Annotated in this window: 13 protein-coding genes; 5 read left to right on the forward strand and 8 right to left on the reverse strand. The window is 45.4% G+C overall.

The features are described 5' to 3' along the window. Window positions 1-261 precede the first annotated feature (261 nt). Together ACYVF1_RS15975 and ACYVF1_RS15980 are read left to right on the forward strand one after the other, a co-directional pair. Window positions 262-1,023 (forward strand): SMODS-associated NUDIX domain-containing protein, encoded by a 762-nt coding sequence (locus ACYVF1_RS15975; RefSeq protein ID WP_461080459.1) that lies wholly within the window; start codon window positions 262-264, stop codon window positions 1,021-1,023. 4 nt (window positions 1,024-1,027) lie between these two features. After that, entirely contained in the window at window positions 1,028-2,644 is a 1,617-nt protein-coding gene (locus ACYVF1_RS15980; protein ID WP_461080461.1) for a nucleotidyltransferase domain-containing protein, read from the forward strand. Between the two features lie 173 nt (window positions 2,645-2,817). Here the strand turns inward: ACYVF1_RS15980 and ACYVF1_RS15985 are convergent, their stop codons facing one another. The 3 genes from ACYVF1_RS15985 to ACYVF1_RS15995 all read right to left on the reverse strand — a co-directional run bounded on the left by ACYVF1_RS15985 (window position 2,818) and on the right by ACYVF1_RS15995 (window position 5,006). Beyond that, a complete protein-coding gene (locus tag ACYVF1_RS15985) occupies window positions 2,818-3,117 on the reverse strand; it encodes a hypothetical protein (protein WP_461080463.1) in 300 nt (99 codons plus the stop codon). A 164-nt stretch (window positions 3,118-3,281) separates the two neighbouring features. Continuing rightward, entirely contained in the window at window positions 3,282-3,896 is a 615-nt protein-coding gene (locus ACYVF1_RS15990; protein ID WP_461080465.1) for an outer membrane beta-barrel protein, read from the reverse strand. A 126-nt stretch (window positions 3,897-4,022) separates the two neighbouring features. Then, the gene (locus ACYVF1_RS15995; RefSeq protein WP_461080467.1) at window positions 4,023-5,006 is read right to left on the reverse strand and encodes a DUF3871 family protein; all 984 of its coding nucleotides are present in this window, start codon (window positions 5,004-5,006) and stop codon (window positions 4,023-4,025) included. 795 nt (window positions 5,007-5,801) lie between these two features. Between ACYVF1_RS15995 and ACYVF1_RS16000 the strand changes: the two genes are divergently transcribed. Further along, window positions 5,802-10,043 (forward strand): DUF7619 domain-containing protein, encoded by a 4,242-nt coding sequence (locus tag ACYVF1_RS16000; protein ID WP_461080469.1) that lies wholly within the window; start codon window positions 5,802-5,804, stop codon window positions 10,041-10,043. Between the two features lie 667 nt (window positions 10,044-10,710). Here the strand turns inward: ACYVF1_RS16000 and ACYVF1_RS16005 are convergent. The 3 genes from ACYVF1_RS16005 to ACYVF1_RS16015 all read right to left on the reverse strand — a co-directional run bounded on the left by ACYVF1_RS16005 (window position 10,711) and on the right by ACYVF1_RS16015 (window position 17,753). Next, entirely contained in the window at window positions 10,711-14,304 is a 3,594-nt protein-coding gene (locus ACYVF1_RS16005; protein WP_461080471.1) for an NHL domain-containing protein, read from the reverse strand. Between the two features lie 198 nt (window positions 14,305-14,502). Next, on the reverse strand, window positions 14,503-16,266 hold the full coding sequence (locus ACYVF1_RS16010) for a hypothetical protein (RefSeq protein WP_461080473.1): 1,764 nt from the start codon (window positions 16,264-16,266) through the stop codon (window positions 14,503-14,505). A 2-nt stretch (window positions 16,267-16,268) separates the two neighbouring features. Continuing rightward, window positions 16,269-17,753: a S8 family peptidase gene (locus tag ACYVF1_RS16015; RefSeq protein WP_461080475.1), complete on the reverse strand. Its 1,485-nt coding sequence runs from the start codon at window positions 17,751-17,753 to the stop codon at window positions 16,269-16,271. 361 nt (window positions 17,754-18,114) lie between these two features. Between ACYVF1_RS16015 and ACYVF1_RS16020 the strand changes: the two genes are divergently transcribed. Further along, the gene (locus ACYVF1_RS16020) at window positions 18,115-19,980 is read left to right on the forward strand and encodes a sensor histidine kinase (RefSeq protein ID WP_461080477.1); all 1,866 of its coding nucleotides are present in this window, start codon (window positions 18,115-18,117) and stop codon (window positions 19,978-19,980) included. Continuing rightward, complete coding sequence (locus ACYVF1_RS16025; RefSeq protein WP_461080479.1) at window positions 19,973-20,611, forward strand: response regulator; 639 nt, start codon at window positions 19,973-19,975, stop codon at window positions 20,609-20,611. The genes ACYVF1_RS16020 and ACYVF1_RS16025 overlap by 8 nt, the downstream gene beginning before the upstream one ends. A 147-nt stretch (window positions 20,612-20,758) precedes the next feature. Here ACYVF1_RS16025 and ACYVF1_RS16030 read toward each other — a convergent pair whose 3' ends face one another. Both ACYVF1_RS16030 and ACYVF1_RS16035 read right to left on the reverse strand, forming a co-directional pair. Next, window positions 20,759-21,265 carry a hypothetical protein gene (locus ACYVF1_RS16030; RefSeq protein ID WP_461080481.1) on the reverse strand — a complete coding sequence of 169 codons (507 nt, stop codon included), beginning with the start codon at window positions 21,263-21,265 and terminating at the stop codon, window positions 20,759-20,761. A 645-nt stretch (window positions 21,266-21,910) separates the two neighbouring features. Beyond that, a complete protein-coding gene (locus ACYVF1_RS16035) occupies window positions 21,911-23,335 on the reverse strand; it encodes a hypothetical protein (RefSeq protein WP_461080483.1) in 1,425 nt (474 codons plus the stop codon). Window positions 23,336-23,337: the final 2 nt, after the last annotated feature.

Consider the following 23,337-nt stretch of genomic DNA (forward strand, 5'->3'; position numbering starts at 1 on the left):
AAACCTGTGGAGCACTTTTCCACCGAAACGTTCAAAGCGAACAGAAAACCGCTTGAAGGGATTAATCTGCCCTCGACGTTCCAGAAAGTTGCCAGAGATTGGCGTTGCAAAGGTAATAGATAGTGTACTATTATTTTCAATTATTACAGCTTACCTCTATCTATTGATTCGAACTCCACTTCTCCTGCTACTTCGTCGTTTTCTGAGATTATCGTCATCTACATGAGAAGACGTATATGTTAAATTAAACGAAAAACGACTATGATTCTCGAATCAATTGGTAAGGATTTGGCCGTCAGCTTTACAGCAAACTGGCTGACAAAATTCACCGAACAAAACATACCCCCGCGCCAACTGCGCAAATTATGGGTAGCCAGCAAATTAGCCAGTAGTAAAGACATGTATCGGGTATCGATTGCGTATCTGTACCGTATCAAACTGGACGATCAATATCTTCTTATTCGTGGAAAACGTATTGATCAGTTCCAACCGGTTGGGGGTGTACGAAAATGGTATACTCCCGCCCTAGATGCACTGGAGAGCTTGGGTGTGCAGGATGATAAATGCATCCCAATTGATGATGCTAGCCGACATGATCTTCGAGTAAGAGTGCCAGCCAAAAACATGTTCAAGTTTTTAGAATGGTATAGTAAGCGAAAACATAGAGAAGTAGACCAAACCCGTGAATTTCAAGAAGAACTTGTAAAGCCCGGCCATCTGCCAGCGAATGAGTTTGCAACTCTTGATGTACGCTATCTCTATTCAGTGCCGACGTTTCATTATACTCAGTTCTATCAATGCCATGAACTGCTCTACCATGAGGTATATGAGTTGCAACCTACTCCAACCCAGGAAATAGCTCTACGCTTAATGCAACAACAAGTAAGCTCAGATTATGTGTGGGTAACGGAGGAGTTAATTCAACGTTTAGGTTATGATTCTCGGCTGAAAAGGAAACCGTTCGCCATTGGAGAACATGCTAAGCTACTAATCAACAGCACCACCAAAATCTTCACGGAATAGTATTATGGCACCAACATCAGAACAACCCAGACAGTACCAGATTAGCCAGCTTGATGATACGTTAAACCGTATTGCAGAAAGCTTGCAGTTAGACCCGACCCGGCGTCAACGTGTTGAAACTAGTTATAAGGCAGTCAGCCAATGGCTTGAAAGTGATTTACCTTTCTTCAAAAATGTCTTAATTGATATTTATCCTCAGGGATCTATGCGGATTGATACTACAGTTAAGCCTTACCAGAAAAGCGAATTCGATCTTGACTTTGTTTGCCATTTGGATTTTATAACCGGCAAACTTCATGAAGCTATTGAGGTTCTTGATGAGTTAGAGCGTAGACTACGCGAACACGAAACATATAAGACTATGGTCGAGCGTATGAACCGTTGTATTCGCCTTATATACGCCGATGATTTTTATATGGATATCCTTGTCGGATGTCAAGAGGAGGAAGCCGACAGTCAACGACTTATCGTACCAGATCGACAATTAAAAGACTGGACACCCAGTAATCCTATTGGCTATGCGAACTGGTTTGAACAGCAAGCTTGGGTTCCTCAACTAGAATGGAAATTGCTTAAGGACTCTTATGAACAACGTATGATGCTTAAGGCTGCTCAGAAATTACCTGACCCGGTACCTTATGCATTAAAACCTCCCTTGAAGCGAGCAGTACAAATCTTAAAGAGGATACGTGACGTTTATTTTTACGATAAACCTGATTTTGCCACATCAAGTATTGTATTAACTACATTAGCTGGTTACGCTTATCAAAAGCAGTTATCAATTTCTGATATAATTGACAGCTGGGCTGAATACACCTTAACCCGCATTAGGCATAATGAACGAGGCGAGCTTATTCCTTTTGAAGTACCTAACCCGGCAAATCGCGACGAGAATTTCGGTGATAAATGGGAGAAGAATCCAAAGTTGTTTTCGGAGTTTATTAAGTTCGTATCTGACATCCAACTTGCCTGGCGCACCATCATTTCAACAAATGATCAATATACTCGCGATGAACGCTTGCAGAAATTATTTGGAAGCAAACGAATAAAGCATATTCTAGCCGAGCAACACGAATGGAGTATAAAGTCTCACAAAGTTGAAACATTAAGCGGATTAATAACAGGTACATCGCTCTATACTACACCCGATGTTAAGTTAACTACCAATCCGACTTCTATTCAAAACCAGCCACACCGGTTCTACGGCGGTCAACGATACCCAGCGGGCAAAATACGTCAACGTACTTCGGTGAGTTTTTATCAAATACATTTTCTAAATCAAGCTTACGGGAAGACATTTCGGTGTCGTGTCGAAAACGGAAAACTCATTGCTGAAGGCTGGATTCAGCCCCATGAATTGTGTGGTCGTTACAAGATAAGATTGGAATATGTAGCCGGGGTAGCACCTTGGGTATACATCATTAGCCCAACTATAAAACCAAACAGTTCTATTCATATGCATTCAGATCAAAGCCTCTGTTTGCATTTTCCTAAGGATCACAATTGGACACATCGTACCCGCCTAGCAGAGATAACAATTCCCTGGATTGCGGAATGGATTGTTTGTTATGAAGTCTGGTTATTAATAGGACAGTGGATTGGCCAAGAAGCTCCTCATTGATTTAGAGATAATACTAGGTTGTTGACAATGCATTCGGTGTGCATAAATTAGCCAGTACGATCTTATGGAGCGGCTAAATATTCAAAGCAAATGACAGTCTTTTAGAAAACAGCTACAACTATATAGCGTAGCTGTTTTCTTTACGATTTTGGAATTCAAGACTCTATTCCGTATCACACCCCAGCGTTATAAACACCACTCTGTAAATCTTCCTCCAACTCCTGCTGCGTTTCTTCGATCCTTCGCTGAATGGCAGCTAGTGGTTCAGGATCTAATTCGGTATTGGCCAGCTTCTGCTTTACCTCTGGGCTTTGTTTGGTAGTTGATAATTCTAAGTTAGCCATGACTGATGCAAGAATCTGATAGCCTAGTTGAATCAGCAAGAGTAATGCTGCATACACCAGTCGGAGAAGCTGCTTCTCGGAAAGGTGGTTGTACTGTTCAATAGTACGTAAGTTGTCTAATTTTACCATAATGTGAATTTACGCATTAATCACCTGATTTCCAACTTTGTACTTGTACGGCAGTTAGTTTTGGAATTCACTAAAATTCAGGTACAAACTGTAGGATTTTAACTCAAGAAAAAGTGTAAATACCGCCGATAACTGACTACCGACGGTATATCCCTTTACCTTCACTAGAATCTTAGTGAAACTCCCACGCCAAAGCCGTACTGCCGCTTCTCGTAGAACTGATCAAGCTTGCCATTCTTTTTCACATCCGACGTTGTGTTGGCTAAGCCGATGTTATACTCCACAAAGGCTCCAATATGGTCGGTAATCAGGTAGCGAAAACCGATTGGTACGTACAGTGTTACCCCGTCATAGCTTCGATCTCCCTGAGTAACTGACGGACCAGAGCCGAAATTGCTCTCCTCTTTGCCACTGACCAAAATCTTGCCCACCGATAAGCCAATGTAAGGGTCAAATTGCTGGTAGTCTTCAGAAAGAAAATAATTCGCGTGGAAGTTGGCCCGTACCCCAATGAAAGTCGAAGTGTACTTACTGGAATAACCGTAGGTTTGGCCACTAAAGGTGTAGTAATCACTAGTCGTCTGCCAGGAATAGTAGCCCTGAAGCCCCACGCTAACAGCATCGGAAATAAAGTATTCTGCTGAAGCGGCTAAGGGTGTTCGTCCTTCATCGAAGGTGACACCGGCGTTGAAGCCAAAATGACCTTTTTGAGCGATTGAAACATGCTGAACTAAAACAAATCCAGTAAGTATTGCGAAAGAAATGATTGATTTGAACATGAGACTACGTTGTTTTAAAGGTGAAAAACAAAAACGCGTAGGTCGTCACTGGATCGCCGATTGAGCAAAACCAGGTAACGCCTACGCGCTGTAATCAAAGAATGGAATGAAGCTAGGTATCGGAGGTTACTGCAAATACCAGCTACTGCGGCCATCCTGCACAGCTGACAGTAGTGATTGGCTGAACTGAAAGGTATTTACATTTCGATCCAGAAACGTATCTACATAACTACTCTTAACGGCTCCAGTAAAGAGATTATATACGTTCCACAGGCTGATTGTACCATCTTCGCTTCGGCAGAATGATTGATCCCGGTAGTAATCCCGAGCGATAGTGTTGATCTGCGAATCACCCAGTAGTAGCGGCTCAATCTCTTTGCGCTGTGCAGGAGGCAGATATTGATACAGACGACACCGGCCAATGAGTTGAGCAAACTGGTGTTCAGTCAGGTAGTAGCGGGTCAACTCTTGCATAGCTCGTAGGTGCTGGCTGGCTCGATACTGCTGAATCAGTCGCTGTATGGCTTCGACTAACTGTCCTACTGACTTTACGCGAACATCAGCCATAAAGCCATCGGTCCATATACACAGATTCGTACATACCTTGTTCTGAAACCCAATGAAGATTTTGAAATGCTCGTCAGATCCTTTGCGGTTATGCAGGCTATCTAAGTTGTAAGCCTTCACCCCGCCAATGGTCAGAGACAGCGTGTTATCTCCAACTTGTTCTTGGATAGTTGGCACTTCGATGGCAAAAGCAGCCCGTTCGTAGTAGAGGGTTTTCTCCCACTCTGCGAGGTCCTTAGCGGCCTTATTACGGGCTGATGGTATTCTGCCTTTAATGGGGTGAGAAACGCGCACGGAAGGTTGTAAAATGGCCTCCTGAGGGAAGTAATTAAACACGGTCTGATAGGCTGCTTCGATAAAGTCAGCGTGAGAAATCAGGGGCTCGTTGTCCTTGCTATAGACGGGAATGATGTGCTGTTCGCGGATCTCATGAAGCGAAGTCGGCAAGGTGTTAGCCAGGATGAAGGCGTTTTCAGACGAGGTTTCCAGAACCGGGTTCGTGTCGAGTTCTGGCGATGGCAAATAAAGCATGGAGGTTTGCATGATTGTGATTGATTTAACTGGTTTGAGAATTGATTGAAATGAACGAGGTTGGCTGATAGTCAAAGCAGTAGCTGAGCCCATCAAGGGCTACGGATTTTGGTTTGCATGAAACGAGTTGGTTAAGTGAAACAAAAGGGCAATAGAGAAGCTGTTATCTGCGGGTGGCGCATGAAACGAATAGAGCAGAAAACAGGCAGAATGAGCCTACGGGGCTTGTAGGCTAAGTGAAGAAAATGCTACGAAAAGCCGTAGTGGTCCAGCACGATTTATTGCTAGATTTATTCGGAGCGAAAGGCAGATTTTCAGGTGGGAGGAGAAATTGTTTCTATTCGACCCCCGGGGGGGACGTCAACTGCAAAATCTGGAGTAGGGAGTCGTCATAAACGATCTACTGTCTCATCACGCATGTAATAGTTCAGAAGTATAGGGGATAATATACGGACAAAAGCTCAAGGATTAGGTGCGCTATGATGGTTCATTGTATGAATAAAGACTGGTTCGTTGAGCGAAATCCAGTATTGGTTAAGGGAAAACGGCAGTTGGTCAAGACATAACTCACCCCTTATTTATTCTAACTAACTTCCCACTCTTTATGACTTTTTTGGCTCTATGCGATTCCTTTTACTTATTTACTTAGTGACATGTCGTTTGAAAACCTGTTCTAGCTTTGTCCGACCAAATGCGATCACTCCACCTTTTTTGTTTATACTGCTCTCGTTTATAGCTGGTAACACATTTTGCTTAGCACAGACAGTTGATCGAGTTACCTACACTCCATTAGGTAATGTTAGCGATATGGCTTACAGTGATCGATATGGCCTTTTTGTTGTTGGTGAATTTGGGCAATGGGGTATTAACGCCGGAGCAGCAGCTTTATTAACTCAAACCAATGATACACCTGATAAGGACTTTCCTCGCATTTATGAAAATGTAGTCGATGCCGTTGAGGATGGTGCCAATGGATGGTATATCGCAGGGTCAACATTTACCTCCATCAATGAATACGATAGTGTGACTTATTCCTATACGGGCCTGATTCACATTCGAGCTGATAAGAGAATTGATCCCAACTTCCGGATTCGAAGTACTAGTGTAGATTGGCAGCGGAGCAGTATTCGAAAGATCGCACGCTGGCGAAATACAATCTTTGTTACAGGCTATCTAAGTTTTTTCAGTGGTCCAGCAACCGCACTGCTGGCCTTTAACGCCACAACGGGCGAACAAATCCCCATACCGATTGTCAAGACAAGTCTATCTGATAACTATTTAACCAATTGCCTGGTGTATGGTAACAGCCTGTACTTGGCAGGTACCATAACAGGCTTTAATGGCACAGCTATTGAGCGTAGTGTGCTGGCTATTGATTTGACGACCAACACGCTCAAAAATTGGGGTAGTTTTCAAAATAACTCAACGCAAAGCTGGGGAGGAAGTCAGAATATGGTAGCTAGTAATGGAAAAATGTTGATTGGCACTACTTTAAACGGGTATCGAGGAATTGCCGCTTTTGACACCCTCACGGCCACAGCCCCTATTTGGCAGGCATTTGTGAATGCAAGCATATTCTGTGCAAATGCTCAGTATATATTCTTTCCTACGTCTAATCCACCTTATGACGGTAGTTTTATTATTCGCTCCCTAGATATCAATACTGGGCAGGATAACCCAAACTGGTCATCTTCTGCCTATTCGTTCAGGCGTACCACCTGCACCCAATGCGCCACGAATGCCTTTAATATCGCCTGTACAGCTAATACGGTATATGTACAGGGAAATTTTGATAAGATCAACAATACCATTTCCCAAAAACTGGTTGCAGCTATTACGATTAGCACGAACACGTTGTCAACCTGGCATCCCAAGCCCTCTGAAGGGCTCCCTGGCTTTTATCGAATTTCGGAAAATAGCATTTTGTCGTTAGGCACTAATGGGGTGTATTATAAAACACAATCTCGCAATAAAGCCGCCCTACTTAATCCGGTTTCCGGTGAGTTGGTTCATCGTACGTTTGACTACCTACCCGTTGATAGCGATCTAACTACGGAAAATAGAGCTATCATTCGAGCGGCTGCTTTTCAAGGTGACACTGTCTGGATCGGTGGTCAGCTAGCCAACCTGTGGGGACTTTCTGCCCATTCAATACAACGTGGCGATACGCTTCTGAAAAAGCCCATGCAATTTTACTCGTTTAATTATGTGGGTTCAGTTCGGCAAGAGTTATTGACGAATCTGGTTAATAAATTAATTCCCATTGATTCAGTGGTCTACGTCGCTGGACAATTTGATAAAATAAATACAACCTATCGGCAGGCCTTGGCCGCAATCTCCCTAAAGGGGAATGTGCAATCCTTTTCGCTAACGGTAAATTCAAATCAAATCAACGACTTTAAAATAGTAGGGGATCTGATTTATCTATGCGGAGGTTTCACAACCGTAAATGGTGTTGCCCGTAAGTATTTGGCTTGCGTGAATCGGTTCACCGGTCAATTAACGAACTGGAACCCGGATCCGGATCAACCAATTACTAATATTGAGGTATCGGATCGCCATATTATCTTCTCCGCAGCCGTTTCCCGAGTGGGTTCATTTACCAACACACAAGGGGGGCGGCTGCGTAACTTTGCCATTGATATGGTTACTGGCCAGGTGGTCCGGGCCTGGGGGAATCAAGAGAGCATTTTTACGTCCGTCGTTAACGCTCAATATTTATTTACCAGTTTCAATGCCAATGCTCCCTGCGGCACAGGCACGATCGGTCTATCGTACTATGATTTGCAGTACGATAAATATGCCAGAAACTGTATCATTCGAGATCGGTTTACCGCGAGTAAGATGATCTTCGCTGGCCAGCGACTCTTCTTTCTGCCTAAAAAGATTTACTATAATGCGGCTATTGATAGCGATCAGAAATTGATGCAGGTTCGCTTTCCCGCTGGCTTTTTCAACGATGAGCTCTCCTATTTTCCGAAGCAGGGAAGCAATGGAGGAGCTACAACTACCAACTTTTATGGTTATAAACTAGGTTACGGCACAAAGGTCAGATTAACCCGTGTCGGTGAGGTTCCTATATCAGTGCCTGACTCTGCTGTTAAGTACCCGGAATCCTTTCAAGTTGAGGCACGTATCAACCTACGTGGTAAAGCAGTTGGCGATTGGAATATAGAGATTACTACGCCCTCAGGCGAACGCACTATTGTAGCAAATGGATTTAGGATAAATCAGGCTACACCACCCAAAATTCGCGTACGAATTATCTCCCCCAGAGCAATTCGTAGAGGAGCCCCCACTGCACTTCCTATAGCTATTACGAATGAAGGGGAAGAAGACGCCGAATTGGTGCCCGTTTATTTAGTTTTTCAAAACGATGTTTCTGTAAAATTACCAATTGACGTACATATAGATTCGAGTTTTGTTCGTACCGATACGTTAAATCGAATTCCAATTTCGATGCTAGGTGGAAAACCCTTCAACGGTTGGGCTAGTTGGATAGGGATTCCCCGGCTGGGTGGTGGGGAAACAGCGGAACTTCCTGTTGTTATTCGCACTGCAACTGATAATCCGGTTATAGTACAGGCATATTCGAGTCAGCCGCTAATGGGTTATGATCCAAACGATCCCTGCCGGCCCAAATCCAGAACGGAGCAATGTCAAGAGGGATTGATAGGCGGTGCTTTTGATCTGCTTGGTCTAATACCTGTTGTTGGTGAGATTACGGGATGTGCACAAGGCGTTTATGACATTTTTAAGAAAAAGTGTGGGGACAAAGATGCGTTTGATATTTATGGCTCGACGGCCGGAGCCATTTGGTCGTGTTCGGGGAAACTTCTTACCCGTAAAGCTGAAACATATGGAAAGGTGGCGGAGATAATAAGCGATTTTTTGGGGTGGGGCAGTGGCTTGAGCAATGCAGGGAAAATATACGACAATTGTTTCGAACCAGATGAAAAACATCCTGCAGAAGCTCGTATACCTGGTGTGAGTTCACAAGACCCTAATGATAAACTTGGCCCAGCTGGTGCAGGGAAAGCGCGTTACGTTGCAGCCGAAAATACCCTAAACTACACTATTCGCTTCGAAAATTATGCGTCAGCTTCGGCCGCAGCTCAATACGTTGAAGTGTTAGATACCCTTGATCAAACAAAGTTTGATTTATCCACCTTTCAGTTTGGTCATTTCAACGTAGCTGATACGAATTTTTACGCTCCACCTGGCCGAAAATACTATTTGCGTGATTGGGACTTGCGGCCTACCAAGAATTTGATCCTACGCATGGAAGCAAAGTTTAATAGCATAACGGGAATTCTTAAAGCCACTTACACAGCCCTTGATCCACAAACAATGGAGTGGACAACCGACCCTATACTAGGTTTTCTCCCTCCAAATCGCCAGGCTCCGGAAGGAGAAGGTAGCGTATTTTTCAGTATATTAACCAAAAGTAGTTTGCCACACAATACAACGATCACCAACCGTGCGGCTATTATTTTCGACTATAACGCAGCTATAAAAACTCCCTCTTGGAATAATGTAGTAGATAAAATAACACCTGTCAGTCAGGTTGCAACATTGCCAACCTCGATCCAAAGTTCCACCTTTACTGTGCAGTGGAGTGGACATGATGAAGGGGCAGGTGTTCGACTATATAATCTTTATGTAGCCACAAATAATGGTGCCTATAAACTGGCGGCCCAAAACACGATGCTATCCAGTATAACCTTTACAGGGCAACCAGATTCAACGTACCGATTTTATACGATTGCTGTTGATAGTGTTGGAAATGAAGAAGCGACTCCAGTAGTATTCGATACGCAAACCACGGTACGTTTGCCAGGCTTGATTGAATCAATTCAAAATGGGGATTGGGATTCAACAACTACTTGGTCATGTGGTTGTATTCCTGAAAGTATGTCAACCGTTACAATTGGCCATTTAGTTACAATACCATCCAACAAACAGGTTCGTATCGGAAAAGTAAAATATAAGGCTAATGGCCGAGTGAAATTTAGTGGAGGAGCTAGTTTGCGATTTAGCAGTAATTAAGAGACCCATTGTTATCAAGTGTCTGTCTGTTCACACACCCTTAATAGTTCAGGTGGACGGCCAACGGGGATCGTCAATTAACCCTACTGAATATGGCCTTTCATGGGCTGGGGAATGAGCAGATTACTGGGTATGCTATAGTTACTATTAGGGGGTATTCCGTCATCTTTACAGCCAACACGTTAACATTGTTAAGGGTAATACTTTGTGATTGTAAAATCTCCAGCACAGCAGAAACCCACCGTTATTCGAGTAATAAATGGCTACTTTTACTTGTGCTGGAGGCCCCTAGTACTACTGCTGTTTCCATAACGAAAGAAACCCGAAGGAGCTTAATTAGGTACAGGATTAGTAGATGTTTCTGTAGTGGAAAGCCTATAACTCACTCTCAATACCCAGTCACTTATCTGTCCGTCCGCTAGTTCTACTAAGGGTAATGAACGGATGGACAAGACTATAACTCATGCATTAGAACATTTCCCAGTGTTTAAATTAATGCCTAGTCAGCCACCAGGGGACATCAACTTCCAAATGAGAGGGTCGGGGTCGTTTATAAACGCCTTACTGTCTCATCACACATGTAATAGTTTGGGGAGACAGCCTCCCTATATAAATGAACAAAGCCGAATCAGAAGACTCGGCTTTGCTACTCTGTCATAGAACGACATTAATTTCCTCCTAGCCTTAACCGACTACTGTTACCAAACACCAAGCTTCCTGTTGCACCGTAGATCACCCGCAAGGCTTGTCCCTGATAGGTAGTTGGCAAGCTTACCGCATGATTGAGCGTCACTACATCAGTTATCACCGGGATACGGCCACAGGACCAAGTAGTGGGATCATTCCAGTTTCCAACCTTAACCGTAACTAATAGCCCAGTGGTGTTCGCTTGAATGGTAATAGATTGACTAGCTATACAGCCGTTAGAACTAGTCACCGTCACTGAATAAATGCCCGCCTGACTAACTACAGCCTGATTGCCCGATTGACTCACCAACCCTGGGCCGCTAAATTGATAGGTACTACCTCCCCCAGCTGTTAATGTAATGTTGGTTTGGGAGCAGGTTAATGTACCGCTAGCAGCTAGGGTAGCTATGGGGGATATTGTATTGGATTGCACCGTCGTTGAGATACTGGCCGTGCAGCCATTGGTGCCCGTAGCCGTCACTGAATACGCACCACCTACATTCACCACAGCAATGTTCCCTGACTGACTTACGATTTCCGGTCCGCTAAACTGATAACTCGTACCTCCTCCAGCTGTGAGGGTAGCACTGGTTTGGGAACAAGTTATAGTGCCACTAGCCGCCATGGTAGCTGATGGGGCAACCGTGTTAGCGATAACCGTAGTCGTAGCCACTGCAGTACACCCATTAGCGGCTGGGACGGTGACGGTGTAGGTACCTGGCTGATCGACGAGGGCTGTATTCCCTAACGTACCTATTACACCCGGTCCGGCGAAGAAGTACGTACTACCCCCACCGGCAGTGAGTATGACACGGTTCTGGGTACAGGTTATGGTACCACTGGCAGCCAGGGTGGCCGTTGGAGCCGCTGTATCCGAGAAAACAGTGATGGATTGGCTAGCCGTGCAGCCATTGGCCGCCGTAACGGTCACTGAATACGTACCGGCTGCATTAACAAGGGCGGCATTGCCTGATTGACTCACCACACCTGGACCGCTGAATAGATACGTACTACCCCCACCGGCTGTGAGGGTAACGCTAGTGCGGGCGCAGGTTAATGTACCACTGGACGCCAGCGTAGCGGTTGGGGAAATGGTGTTCGTCTCAACTGTAATAGTCTGGCTGAGAGGGCAGTCAAAGGGGGACGATGTGTATGCATTTACTGAATAGACGCCCCCTACGTTTACCACTGCCTGATTACCTGATACATTAACAATACCTGGACCTGCAAACTGGAACTGATACGAATAGCCTCCCCCCTGCCCAGCCACTAAGGTAACACTGGTCTGGGAGCAAGTGAGCGTACCACTGGCCGACAGGGCGATCGTGCCTAAAGGACGGACAAATACTTGGGCGCTAGCGGTTAGGGTATTAGTCCCATCGCTGGCCGTGACAGTGATGGTATAGGTTGTTTGCACACTTACCGTGGGAGCAAACAAGGTCGGGGTTGCTCCAGTCGCCGAAAAACCCGCAGGCTGACTGCTCCAGCTATAAGAATTGGGAGTAAAGTTAGCAGTCATGGCCGTTGGCCTAAAACTAGCACCCGAGCAGATATAAGGATAATTAATACTAATACCTAATCTGGGGAGGATTACCTTTCGGATACGATCGTTACCCTGATCGGCGATGTAGAGATTGCCCTCTCCATCCACTGCTACGCCCGTAGGATAATTTAACTGGGCAGAGATAGGCTGGCCGCCATCGCCACTATAACCCTGAGTGCCATTACCGGCCACGGTGGTAATAATACCAGCTGTGCTTACCTTGCGGATGCGGTGGTTATAATTTTCCGCAATATAGAGATTGCCATCTCCATCCACTGCTACACCCGAAGGTGACCCCAATTGGGCGGAGGTGGCTAGAACTCCGTCCCCATTATAGCCTTTAGTGCCATTACCAGCCACAGTAGTGATGACTCCCTCCGGGCTCACCTTTCGGATGCGGTGGTTAAACTCATCAGCAATGAAGAGGTTCCCACTGCCATCTACCACTACGCCTGAAGGGTGATACAACTTAGCTGAGGTGGCCGGCCCACCATCCCCACTATTACCATAAGTATTAGGAATACCGGCCACGGTGCTGATTAAACCTGATGTGTTTACCTTGAGTATGCGGTTGTTAGATTGATCGGCAATGTAAAAATCCCCACTCCTACTCAACGCCACACTCGTAGGAAAATTCAACGGAGCGTCGATAGCCTGTCCCCCCTCTCCACCATAGCCTAGAGTGCCATCACCCGCCACGGTTGCGATTACACCTGACGTGTTCACCTTTCGGATGCGCTGGTTAATCAAATCAGCGATGTATATGCTATCTCCTCCTACCGCTACGCCCGTAGGAAAATGCAACTGCGCATAGATTGCCTGACCTCCATCCCCACTATAGTCACCAGTATCCGGTCCACTACCTGTGCCGGCAATGGTAGTGATTACACCTGCTTGATTCACTTTGCGAATGCGACTGTTATATGTATCAGCGATGTAAAGATCACCACTGCCACTCACTGCCACGCCATACGGGTGACTCAAATAAGCGGAGGTAGCCGGCCCTTTATCCCCATTATAGCCAGCAGTACCATTGCCAGCCATGGTGGTAATTATACCTGCCGTATTTACCTTGCGTATGACCTGGTTATTTCGATCAGCGATATAGAGATTCCCTCCCCCATCCACCGCTACACCATGAGGATAATTCAACCGGGCAGAGGTAGCTGGTCCTCCATCCCCACCATAAGCCCCGCAAAAAAAACTAACACAGCCACTACCGGCCACGGTGGTGACCTCCCCCGACGTACTCACCTTGCGAATGCGGTGATTATCTCTGTCCGCAATATAGAGATTTCCTCCTCCATCCACCGCTACACCAATCGGTTCACCTACAAGGGCTACGGTAGTGATCTCCCCCCCCGTATTCACCTTGCGGATACAGGCGCTAAACGGATCGGCGATATAAAGATTCCCTCCTCCATCTACCGCTACGCCCGTAGGGATACGCAGTTGGGCGGAGGTAGCCAGTCCTCCGTCTCCACTGTAACCATAGGAGCCATTACCCGCCACGGTGGTGATTACACCTGCTGCATTTACTTTACGAATGCGGAAATTAGATTGATCAGCGACGTATAGGTTGCCACTCCCATCCACCGCTACGCCCCAAGGGGCACTTAACTGAGCGGAAGTAGCCATCCCCCCATCCCCACTATAGCCAGATGTGCCATTACCAGCCACAGTAGTGATTACACCTGCTGTGTTTACTTTACGAATGCGGTTGTTAGAAGCAATATAGAGATTGCCTCCCCCGTCCACCGCTACACTAATAGGGTTACCTAACTGAGCTTCGATAGCCGTTCCCCCATCCCCGCTATAGCCCGGTGTGCCATTACCCGCCACGGTGGTTATGACTCCCGACAGACCCACCTTACGAATGCGGTGGTTTTCATAGTCCGCGATATAGAGATTACCACTCCCATCCATCGCCACGCTCATAGGAGAATTCAACTGAGCAGAGGTGGCCGTGACGTTTTCGCTGCCGTTGCCTGCTACGGTGCTAATTATCTGTGCTAGGCTAATTGGAGTCATTACAGGCAACAGCAATAAACTAAGAATGATGAGTAGATACGCCGCATGTGGTCGCAGCAGTAGTTGTATATGCATACGTAAGGTGGATAGCTATCGAGCCGTAAATGATTGATCACAACTGTCATATTTAAGCTTTTCCATGTATGCATTGCATATGGAAATGCCCAATACAAGGAGAGGCTTCTTAAGAAATGCTTGTTATTTCTTCTCCAGTAGCTGCTTCATAAGGACTTTGAGTTCATCGATTTGCGCCTGCTGCTGCTGAAGTTGTTGCTGTTGCTGCTTGATGGTCTTATCTTGATCGATGCTGTACAGGGTCAGTTCTTCAATCTTCTCCAAGAGTTTCGCATCCATCTTCGCTACGTCGATGCCTTGTTTCACTACGTCTCTGGCTGAAGGTACTCCAGGCAGGTGTCGGTTCACTTTAACGTAGTGCGCTACGTCAGATAAACTCGTCAACTGATACGTATCCTCAAAGACATGATCACTCCAATCCGCGCTGTTTTTGACAGCTACTTTCACTTTCTCAGTCAAAATACCCTCCTCTACAAACAGCTTGTAACCTAGCGGGGTACGTGCTACGTTACTGCCAATGATGACTGCATCGTTTTTGGTGCTTTGCAGATACGAGCCGTTACGTTGCCATAGCGATTCAGTTATTCCTTCCCGAGCTGAGGAGTTCATGCTGGCCATTACTACGTCTCCCTGCTCATTAACCGACAGGAACTTAGTTTGATTGAGGGACGTAGCGGGCGAGGAATTGTTAAGATTGGTGAAGCGCAAACCTGATTGATTGGCTACTCCTTTCGTGATTTCAAGACTGTTGTTAGGAGCGTTGTTACCAATACCCACTTTGGAGCCGGGTGCACCTATGACCACCGCATTACTGACCGTTACGATGGTATTAACTCCAATGGCGGTAGAATTATTAACATTGGGTCCACCAGTGCCAGCACCGAAGCCGATGAACGTGTTATAATTACCCGACCCGTTTCCGGCATAGTTGGCCGCCCTTCCAATGTAGGTATTGTTCTGTCCAGTAGCGTTGCCATAGCCAGAGCCATCCCCGATGAATGTATTGCCTAAACCTGATGTAGTATTGTAGCCTGAACCATTGCCAATAAATAGATTGTATGAGCCGTTACTGCTGTATCCAGCCAACTGCCCCATAAATAGGTTGCCAATGCCAGTGGTATTACTATAACCTGTTTGGTATCCAATGAAAACATTGGCATTGGCCGTCGTGTTTTTGTAACCAGCCTCAAAGCCTTGGAATACGTTGTTACTACCTGTCGTATTTGACGCACCACTGGCTGAACCTAAAAATACGTTTTTACTACCGGTTGTATTGGTGTAGCCAGCAATTACTCCAAAAAAGGCATTCGAATTACCCTCTGAATTGAAGGCGCCTGATAAACGGCCCACGAAGGCGTTGTTGAATCCTGTCGTGTTGCTATAACCAGCACGCTGACCAAAAAATAAGTTGTTATATCCTTCGGTATTACTGTAACCTGAGTTATGGCCGACAAAGGTATTTTCAATTCCGTTCGTGTTGTTTAGACCTGAATTGACCCCTACAAATACATTTTTCTCACCGACTTTATTTTTATAACCCGCGGCAAAGCCAACGTAGGTATTTTCTGCCCCCGTTGTGTTGCCTTCTCCTGCCAAACTGCCCAAAAAGGTATTGTTGGAGGCCGTATTAAGGTAGCCAGCATTCGCCCCAAAAAAAGCGTTAAAACTACCTGTCGTGTTGGTAACACCTGCTGAAAATCCTGCAAACGTATTATACTGTGCAGTAGTATTGGTGGAGTAGCCCGCATTCACACCCATATACAAATTCTGGGCTCCGGTTGTGTGCATAACACGGTTACCGCCAAAGCTCAGCGATTGGGCTCTTGATAACAACGTAGTGGTTACGACGAAAAATAGTGTAGCGAGAGGAAGTAAAGTTGCTTTCATGGTTAGTTGTTAATGTTAAGGTTTGACGAGGTGGTGGATAGATTAAGATTACCCTGAATGTCTACGTTGTTTCTCACCTGATACGTAGCACTCGGCACCGTGATGGTATGACCTGGCATAATTACGGGATTGGTATAGATGGATGGCGCTTGGAAAGTCCAGTTGCTACCGGTCCAAGAGCCACTAGCTGTAGAGTTGACAGTGGTCGCCCATTTAACCGCTTTAAAGGCATTGATGCGCCCGGCACCTAATTGACCCACATAAGATGGGTTTTGGGCATCGATATTATCTGCTGTCGCTTTTAAGCCTGTTTGTACTTGGACAGCTGACATAGTTGGATTTGCTGATAGCATTAGTGCAGCAAGTCCTGCTACTAAAGGCGAGGCCATCGAAGTGCCGGTATAAAATTCATAATTTCCATACGGAATTGTGCTGCGGATCGTAGTTCCGGGCGCTGAAATATCAACCCAACTACCATAATTTGAATCCGTATATTTTATATCATCACGAGTTGTATTCGCAACACCCATTACATTCGTTAGAGAGGCTGGATAGCGTAGAATACTACTACCCTCATTGCCAGCAGAGGCAATGAGTATACACCCTTTAGTAACCGCGTCATTAATAGCCAATCGTTCCATTGGATCAATCGCCGGCCCTCCCCAAGACATATTGATTACTCTTGCGCCGTGCTCTGCCGCCCATGTCACTCCATCATACCCATCAGTGATCTTTAGCCCTCCATCTGGGAATGTACTCCCATTTGCAGCTTTAATAGGCATAATCTTTACATTATAGCCAATTGAAGCAATACCAGCTCTAAACCCGTTATCAGTCCTGGCTGATACGATACCGGCAACGTGTGTACCATGAGAATAAGCGGTACTGGGTGGGTTGGGATCATTATCATTGCTTCCTACGTCAAAGCCTGCTACTATATTCTCGGCTAGATCTTCATGAGACGTTTCAACGGCGTCATCCACCACCGCTACGACAATGTTGGAACTCCCCTTGGTAATATCCCAGGCCTTTGGCGCTTCTATCTTTTCTAACCAATACGGGCTATAGTAATAGCCCGTATTACCAACAGTGTAATAATAATCATTGGGCGTATGATCTAAACGCAAAATTGGAACGCGCCCTACATGTTCAACACGGGGATCCTGATTAAGCTGCTGAAGCACCTGTCCAATCTGATCCGGATCTGTTAACTGTATTTTATAAACTTTTTGGAGCTTTTTTGAGGACGGCAACGAACTGGTGGAGAAAAAGGGTTTTGTTATTTTCCGAATTTCCTTAGCACTTAGAATAGAAGTAATAAACGGTAGTTCACCAGCTGCGTTGACATTCGCAGCCGTTGCGTTCGGAATGCTGATATCATCCTTAAACTTTACATAAATCCTGTCTTTATGATACCAGGATGCGGTATCCTTTTGCGCCCACCCCACAAAGGGCAGCAGGATTAGGTACATAAACAGTAGTCTCATATAGATGCATTAAATTGGTTAGAAAAGAAGTATAAATAACTGATTTATAGAAGCTAATCCTGCAAAATTATATCTACCAAACTAGATCAACTAGGCTCATATAAAGATATTGTATCAATCCTCCAGCCAAATGAGTTAACGGTAGCTTTTTACTGTGTCAGCAGGATCATTCATCTTGATATACTTTTATCGGGAAGAGACAAGATGAATGATCTACTATCTTAATGCTTTTCGGCAAACGCCTTTTAATCAGCACAAAATTGGCACCGCACTGCCTACCTGCGCTATACCTGAAATCCGGTATTTTTCACTAGTTCAGATGCTTGTATCTTCGTGAATTACTCCAGAACGATCCGACCCGTTGAAATCCCGCTATTGCTTAGTACTACTCTTCCTAAACCTTTCGGTAAATGCCCAGACCTTGCTGTTGCCCAACCAGTTCAACTCGGCTCCGCTGGGAAACTACCTTTACGTCTACCGAGATTCTACCCGCGCCCTCACGATCAACGACATGATCAAGCGGAAGTACCCCTTTCAGAAAATCAATCAGGATATACCCACCTTTGGTTGGGATGCTGCGGGAGCGTACTGGCTGACCTTCCGCGTCATGAATACCTCAAATCAGCAACAGACTTTTTTGCTGGACGTGTATGACGGCAGACTTGAGGAATTAAGCTGTTTTATCCTGACTGATGATTCGCTGGTGTCTGCCAAAAAGCAGGATTGGTACAAACCCTTTGCCCAACGGGATTATCCGCATCGACACCATGTGTTTGAGCTTAACCTAGCCACCAATAGAACCTATCAGTATTACCTACGAATAGCTGGGAAAACCTACGAACTGCGGTTTCCGGCCTACTTTCGAAGTCAACCAGACATGCATCGTACGACATCAGCCGCCAATTTGTATCATGGAGGGGTGATTGGAGTTTTATCCCTGTTATGGCTAGCTTCCTGTTTAGTCAGTGTGTATGCCTTCAACTGGCTTTATGTGTATTACCTACTCTATATTAGTAGTCTGTTGCTGAATCACTCGTTGAATGAAGAGTTACTGTTTCAATTTTTCCCTTCGCTAATCGGCACTCAATTTGGGAAGTTAGGCTTCGTCAATGGCCCTTTGCTGATTGCTACCACTTCCTTACTTTTCGTAAAGCGATTGCTTAGTGTGGACCAGCAGTTGGCAAAATGGGTTCAACTACTGACTAGCCTTGCGGTGTCTACCAATATTGCACTGATTGTCATTCAGTTCCTGGTTCCGGTTCACTTACTTGGGGTTCCCTTCCTAAGATTGTTAGCAACCCTGGCGCTTGGCGGCTCCATTATAGCCTCTGGTACGATGCTAGTCAATGGGCTTCTCCGGAATAATGTATATGCCAAGTTTTACTTTTTCTCCCTGTTGCCATTCATCGCCATTACGGTAAATAAACTGCTCATCGAATTTGGGGTTGCCTCTTACAGTTGGGTATTTGATGATGGAATTACACGGGCCAATCTGGTTGAAGCAATGGTACTGGCTGTAGCCATTGGCTACCAGTTTCTGAGTCAGAAGAAACAAAATGAAGCGCTAGGGGCTAAAGTGGTAAAACATCAGCAGGAGTTGCTCGAGGAACAAATTAGAGCTCAGGAGTCCGAACGCCAACGTATTGCCGCCGATCTGCACGATGACGTGGGTAATACCTTAGCAGCCGCAAAAGGTAGCCTGAGTATCATCAGCAAAAAGCTCCTTATTCAGGCTGAATTTCCGGAAGTAGCCAAAGCGCAGTCGTTGATTGAAAAGGCCGGTCAGGATCTGCGTACTATTAGCCATAATCTGATGCCGATCGAGTTTGATAAGTACAAGCTCAGCGATGTAGTCAGCCAGTTGGTGGCGCGGGCTAACCAGCCGACGGCAGGCATTTCGTTTGACTTTATTCTGGCCGGTTCAGAGCACCAACTTGTTCCCGAACGCTCGCTGGTTGTGTATCGGATTATTAACGAGTTAATTAACAACATTCTTAGACATTCTGGGGCTAAAAAAGCGGTTGTACAACTGATATTTCAACCCGAAAGCCTCGTCGTTACGGTTGAAGACGATGGCCGGGGGTTTCAATGGGTAAATTCGGCCAGCGGCTCATCGGGAATTGGCCTGAAAAACGTATCTTCCCGGTCTGATTACATAGGCGCTACGCTTGATATATCCTCGGATGCATCCGGCACCTGTGTCATTGTGGAAGTACCGTATGCCTGAGCTATCCTCACCCATCCGCGTGTTGATTGTGGATGACCATAAGTTGTTTAATGATGGGCTAAAGTCGATGCTGATCCAGGAACCTGCCGTTGAGGTGATCGGCCAAGTCTACGCCAGTAAAGACACGCCCCACGCTTTAACCCGGCTGGTACCCGATATTCTGCTGATGGATTTTAATATGCCCGGTGTCAACGGGTTAGACATGACCCGGCAGTTATTACTGAGCTTTCCAAATTTGAACATTCTGATTATCAGCATGTACAATGAGCAACGTTATATTGATGAGTTTCGGCAGTATGGCGCTAAAGGATACCTCCTAAAAACGGCTGACGTCGATGAGTTAGTGGTGGCGATTCAAACGGTTGTATCCGGTAAGACCTATTTTTCCAGCAAAATCAATCGCCCAAAAGAATCGGCTCATCATGCCGATGACATCTTCCTGAAAAACCTTCGCTTAACAGCTCGCGAAATTGAAATAATCAACTATATCCGACAGGGTATGTCCAGCCAGCAAATTGCTGATACGATGCATGTAAGTTTTTATACCGTTGAAACGCATCGGCGGAATATTCATGTGAAATTAGGCGTAAAAAACGCAGTAGAACTAATTCGATTAATAGAACAAATTTGAGCCATTGCGCCTTCTGATTCTATAAGGGTGAGAAGGCAGTTTGGAAGCCCTGCGCTTTCTGATATGACTAATCAATTACCAGAAAGTTTATAGGTTGACGTCTTATCCAAGCCACTTGAATTATGTTTTATGCTGATTCACCATCCATTATTTAACAAAGGGCACCACTGCCAAATTGACGGTTTTGCCTACCTGAAGTTTTGCCAGCCGACGACGATCTAAATAATCATTATACCGCAGGGCGGCTAGTACTCCTCCTGATAACAATAAACTTGAGGTGAAGGTCGAGTTGCGTCGATTTAACCACACATCCAACACACCAACAATGACTCCAGCCCCGATGGATGGCAGGATATATTTGCCGATTCGAATCCGATTGATGGTCTGGATGGCACTCAAGGGAATCTCTTGACTGGCTTTAGCATAGCTGATCCGATAAGTAATCGTAGAATCGGTAATGGTCAGCAGCCTGCCTCGTATCAGGCGTGTATACTGGTTAGGAAGCTGATAAGAACAAATAATGCGTTGCCCTTCTCGAATATCGGCTACAGGTTGACCCGTTAAGTCGGTTAGTCTCAGTATTGGTTGAGCCTGGGCACTCACGGCTAGTAGCAGTGCCAATAGAAACCAAGCCCTTCTAATAATCCAGCGCACTAGCATAGGTTCTATTAAGTATATATTGAGATATGAAGAAGATTGTAAACGTTAAAAACTAATGGAAAGGGGCGGGGTGCGTCACTGGCTTTTTGAATAGCGGGGATGTTTCTAACTGGGTTCCATCCGTTACGCATATGCAGTCAATACGCACGGCACCGTTTGTCGTGATGCCTATTTAGTGAACCGGGATCTTCGGTAGTTCCTGAACCATCTGATATACTGAATTTCAAAGTGTCCGTCTGTCCACTATCCCTAGTATTTCTGGTGGACGGACAGTAGATAGCGTCGAATAACCTTACTCAGTGTAAGCTTTCATCGGTTATAGAATGAGCAGATTGCTCAGTATGCTATAGTTACAATGATTCAAAAATAAGGGTTTTCCGCCATCGTATGAATGCGCAATTATCACCCTCATAGGCTCCACCACAGAAGAAACCCGAGTAGCTTATTCTGGTGTATTTAGCAGCTGGTTTTACCTGTGCCGGAGATCACTAAATTCCACAGAGAGTCCATAACCTCCCTCAGTACCCATCCTCTAGCTGTCCGTCCACTTTTTTTACTAAGAGTAATAAAAGACGGACAAGGCTAAAAAGTAAGCCCAGTGGTTAGCTGGGCCGTGAAGTGTTGATTAGAAAGCGCTAACTATTTCTTCTCGATTAGCTGTTTAACCAACGCTTTAAGTTCGTCAATTTCTTTTTTGTGCTTTTCAATTTCCTGTTGTTGCTGCTGACTGATAGTCTCTTGCTTACTAGCTTTCTTTTCCTGCTCAATGCTGTACAGCGTCAACTCCTCAATCTTTTCCAGCAATTTGGCATCCATTTTGGCTGGGTCTATACCGTCCTTGGCGACCTGCTTGGCTGACGGCACGTTTGGTAAATGGCCATGCTGCTGAATATGTTGTTCGACCTGCGAAAGTGGCTTTAACTGATACGTCGGGGAGAAAACCTTATCACTCCACTCGCTAGCATGGTTGATCCGTAATCGATATTTAGCCAGTACCGTTTCTCCCTGCTCGTTTACTGTTAGGAACTGATCGGTAGTGCCCTGAAACAGGGGATTACTCAGATGGGCAAACTTAATCTTACCATTGTTGCGTAGGTTGATTGTACCTCGTACGTCAAGGGGAAATTGGGGGGAATCTGTTCCTATACCCACTGCGATACTGGTATTGGTAGGATCGCCCAGCACAATAGCATGACTAATGGCTACTTTAGCACTTGTTCCAATAGCAACTGCATTCGTTAAATTAGCTGTTTTAACGTCGGCATTGTAACCCAGTAATAAGTTATTATTACCCGTGGTATTGGTATAACCTGCTAAATAACCCAATGCAACATTCCCATTTCCAGTCGTATTGGCGTAGCCTGCTGTTTTACCCAGGAATGTGTTCTGGGAGCCTGTTGTATTGAGATGCCCTGCCTCAAAGCCAGAGTACGTATTATTAGCGCCAACGGTATTGGTGAAACCAGCTCCTGCTCCTAAAAAGGCATTATTGTTGCCCGTGGTCGTACTGCCTCCCGAAAAGTAACCCACAAATACATTATCCGATGCGGTGGTACTGGCATAGCCTGTTTTATGCCCAACGAAAACATTATTGTTACCGGTTGTATTCGTATACCCAGAGGCATTGCCAATAAAACTGTTTAAAATACCCGTCGTATTATTATAGCCAGAAGCTGTACCCATAAAGGTGTTTCCACCACCACTCGTGTTGCTGTAGCCTGCTTCGTTGCCCACAAAGGAATTTCCAGTACCATCGATATTTAACCTTCCCGCAAAATTACCCAAGAACGTATTGTTAAAACCGCTTGTGTTTTTCTCACCTGCATTCACCCCGACATACGTATTTTGAAAGCCTGTGTTAGTAGCATTTCCGGCTCCAATCCCCATAAATGTATTAAAACCACCTGACGTAATGGAGGCCCCAGCGTTCACACCCAAAAAGGTATTGGCTGTTCCAGTAAGGTGCAGGACCCTGGTTCCTGAAAAGCTTAATTGTTGGGAAAAAGCCTGAGATATTACTGAATATGCAATTACAGTAGTAAGTGTAAGTAAAGTCTTCTTCATAG

Source organism: Spirosoma flavus (assembly GCF_054778555.1).

Excerpts from the sequence above, each read along its gene's own strand:
- ACYVF1_RS15975 (WP_461080459.1), top strand. The coding sequence starts at position 262 with ATGATTCTCGAATCAATTGGTAAGGATTTGGCCGTCAGCTTTACAGCA.
- ACYVF1_RS15980 (WP_461080461.1), top strand. The coding sequence starts at position 1,028 with ATGGCACCAACATCAGAACAACCCAGACAGTACCAGATTAGCCAGCTT.
- ACYVF1_RS15985 (WP_461080463.1), bottom strand. The coding sequence starts at position 3,117 with ATGGTAAAATTAGACAACTTACGTACTATTGAACAGTACAACCACCTT.
- ACYVF1_RS15990 (WP_461080465.1), bottom strand. The coding sequence starts at position 3,896 with ATGTTCAAATCAATCATTTCTTTCGCAATACTTACTGGATTTGTTTTA.
- ACYVF1_RS15995 (WP_461080467.1), bottom strand. The coding sequence starts at position 5,006 with ATGCAAACCTCCATGCTTTATTTGCCATCGCCAGAACTCGACACGAAC.
- ACYVF1_RS16000 (WP_461080469.1), top strand. The coding sequence starts at position 5,802 with ATGGCTTACAGTGATCGATATGGCCTTTTTGTTGTTGGTGAATTTGGG.
- ACYVF1_RS16005 (WP_461080471.1), bottom strand. The coding sequence starts at position 14,304 with ATGACTCCAATTAGCCTAGCACAGATAATTAGCACCGTAGCAGGCAAC.
- ACYVF1_RS16010 (WP_461080473.1), bottom strand. The coding sequence starts at position 16,266 with ATGAAAGCAACTTTACTTCCTCTCGCTACACTATTTTTCGTCGTAACC.
- ACYVF1_RS16015 (WP_461080475.1), bottom strand. The coding sequence starts at position 17,753 with ATGAGACTACTGTTTATGTACCTAATCCTGCTGCCCTTTGTGGGGTGG.
- ACYVF1_RS16025 (WP_461080479.1), top strand. The coding sequence starts at position 19,973 with ATGCCTGAGCTATCCTCACCCATCCGCGTGTTGATTGTGGATGACCAT.
- ACYVF1_RS16035 (WP_461080483.1), bottom strand. The coding sequence starts at position 23,335 with ATGAAGAAGACTTTACTTACACTTACTACTGTAATTGCATATTCAGTA.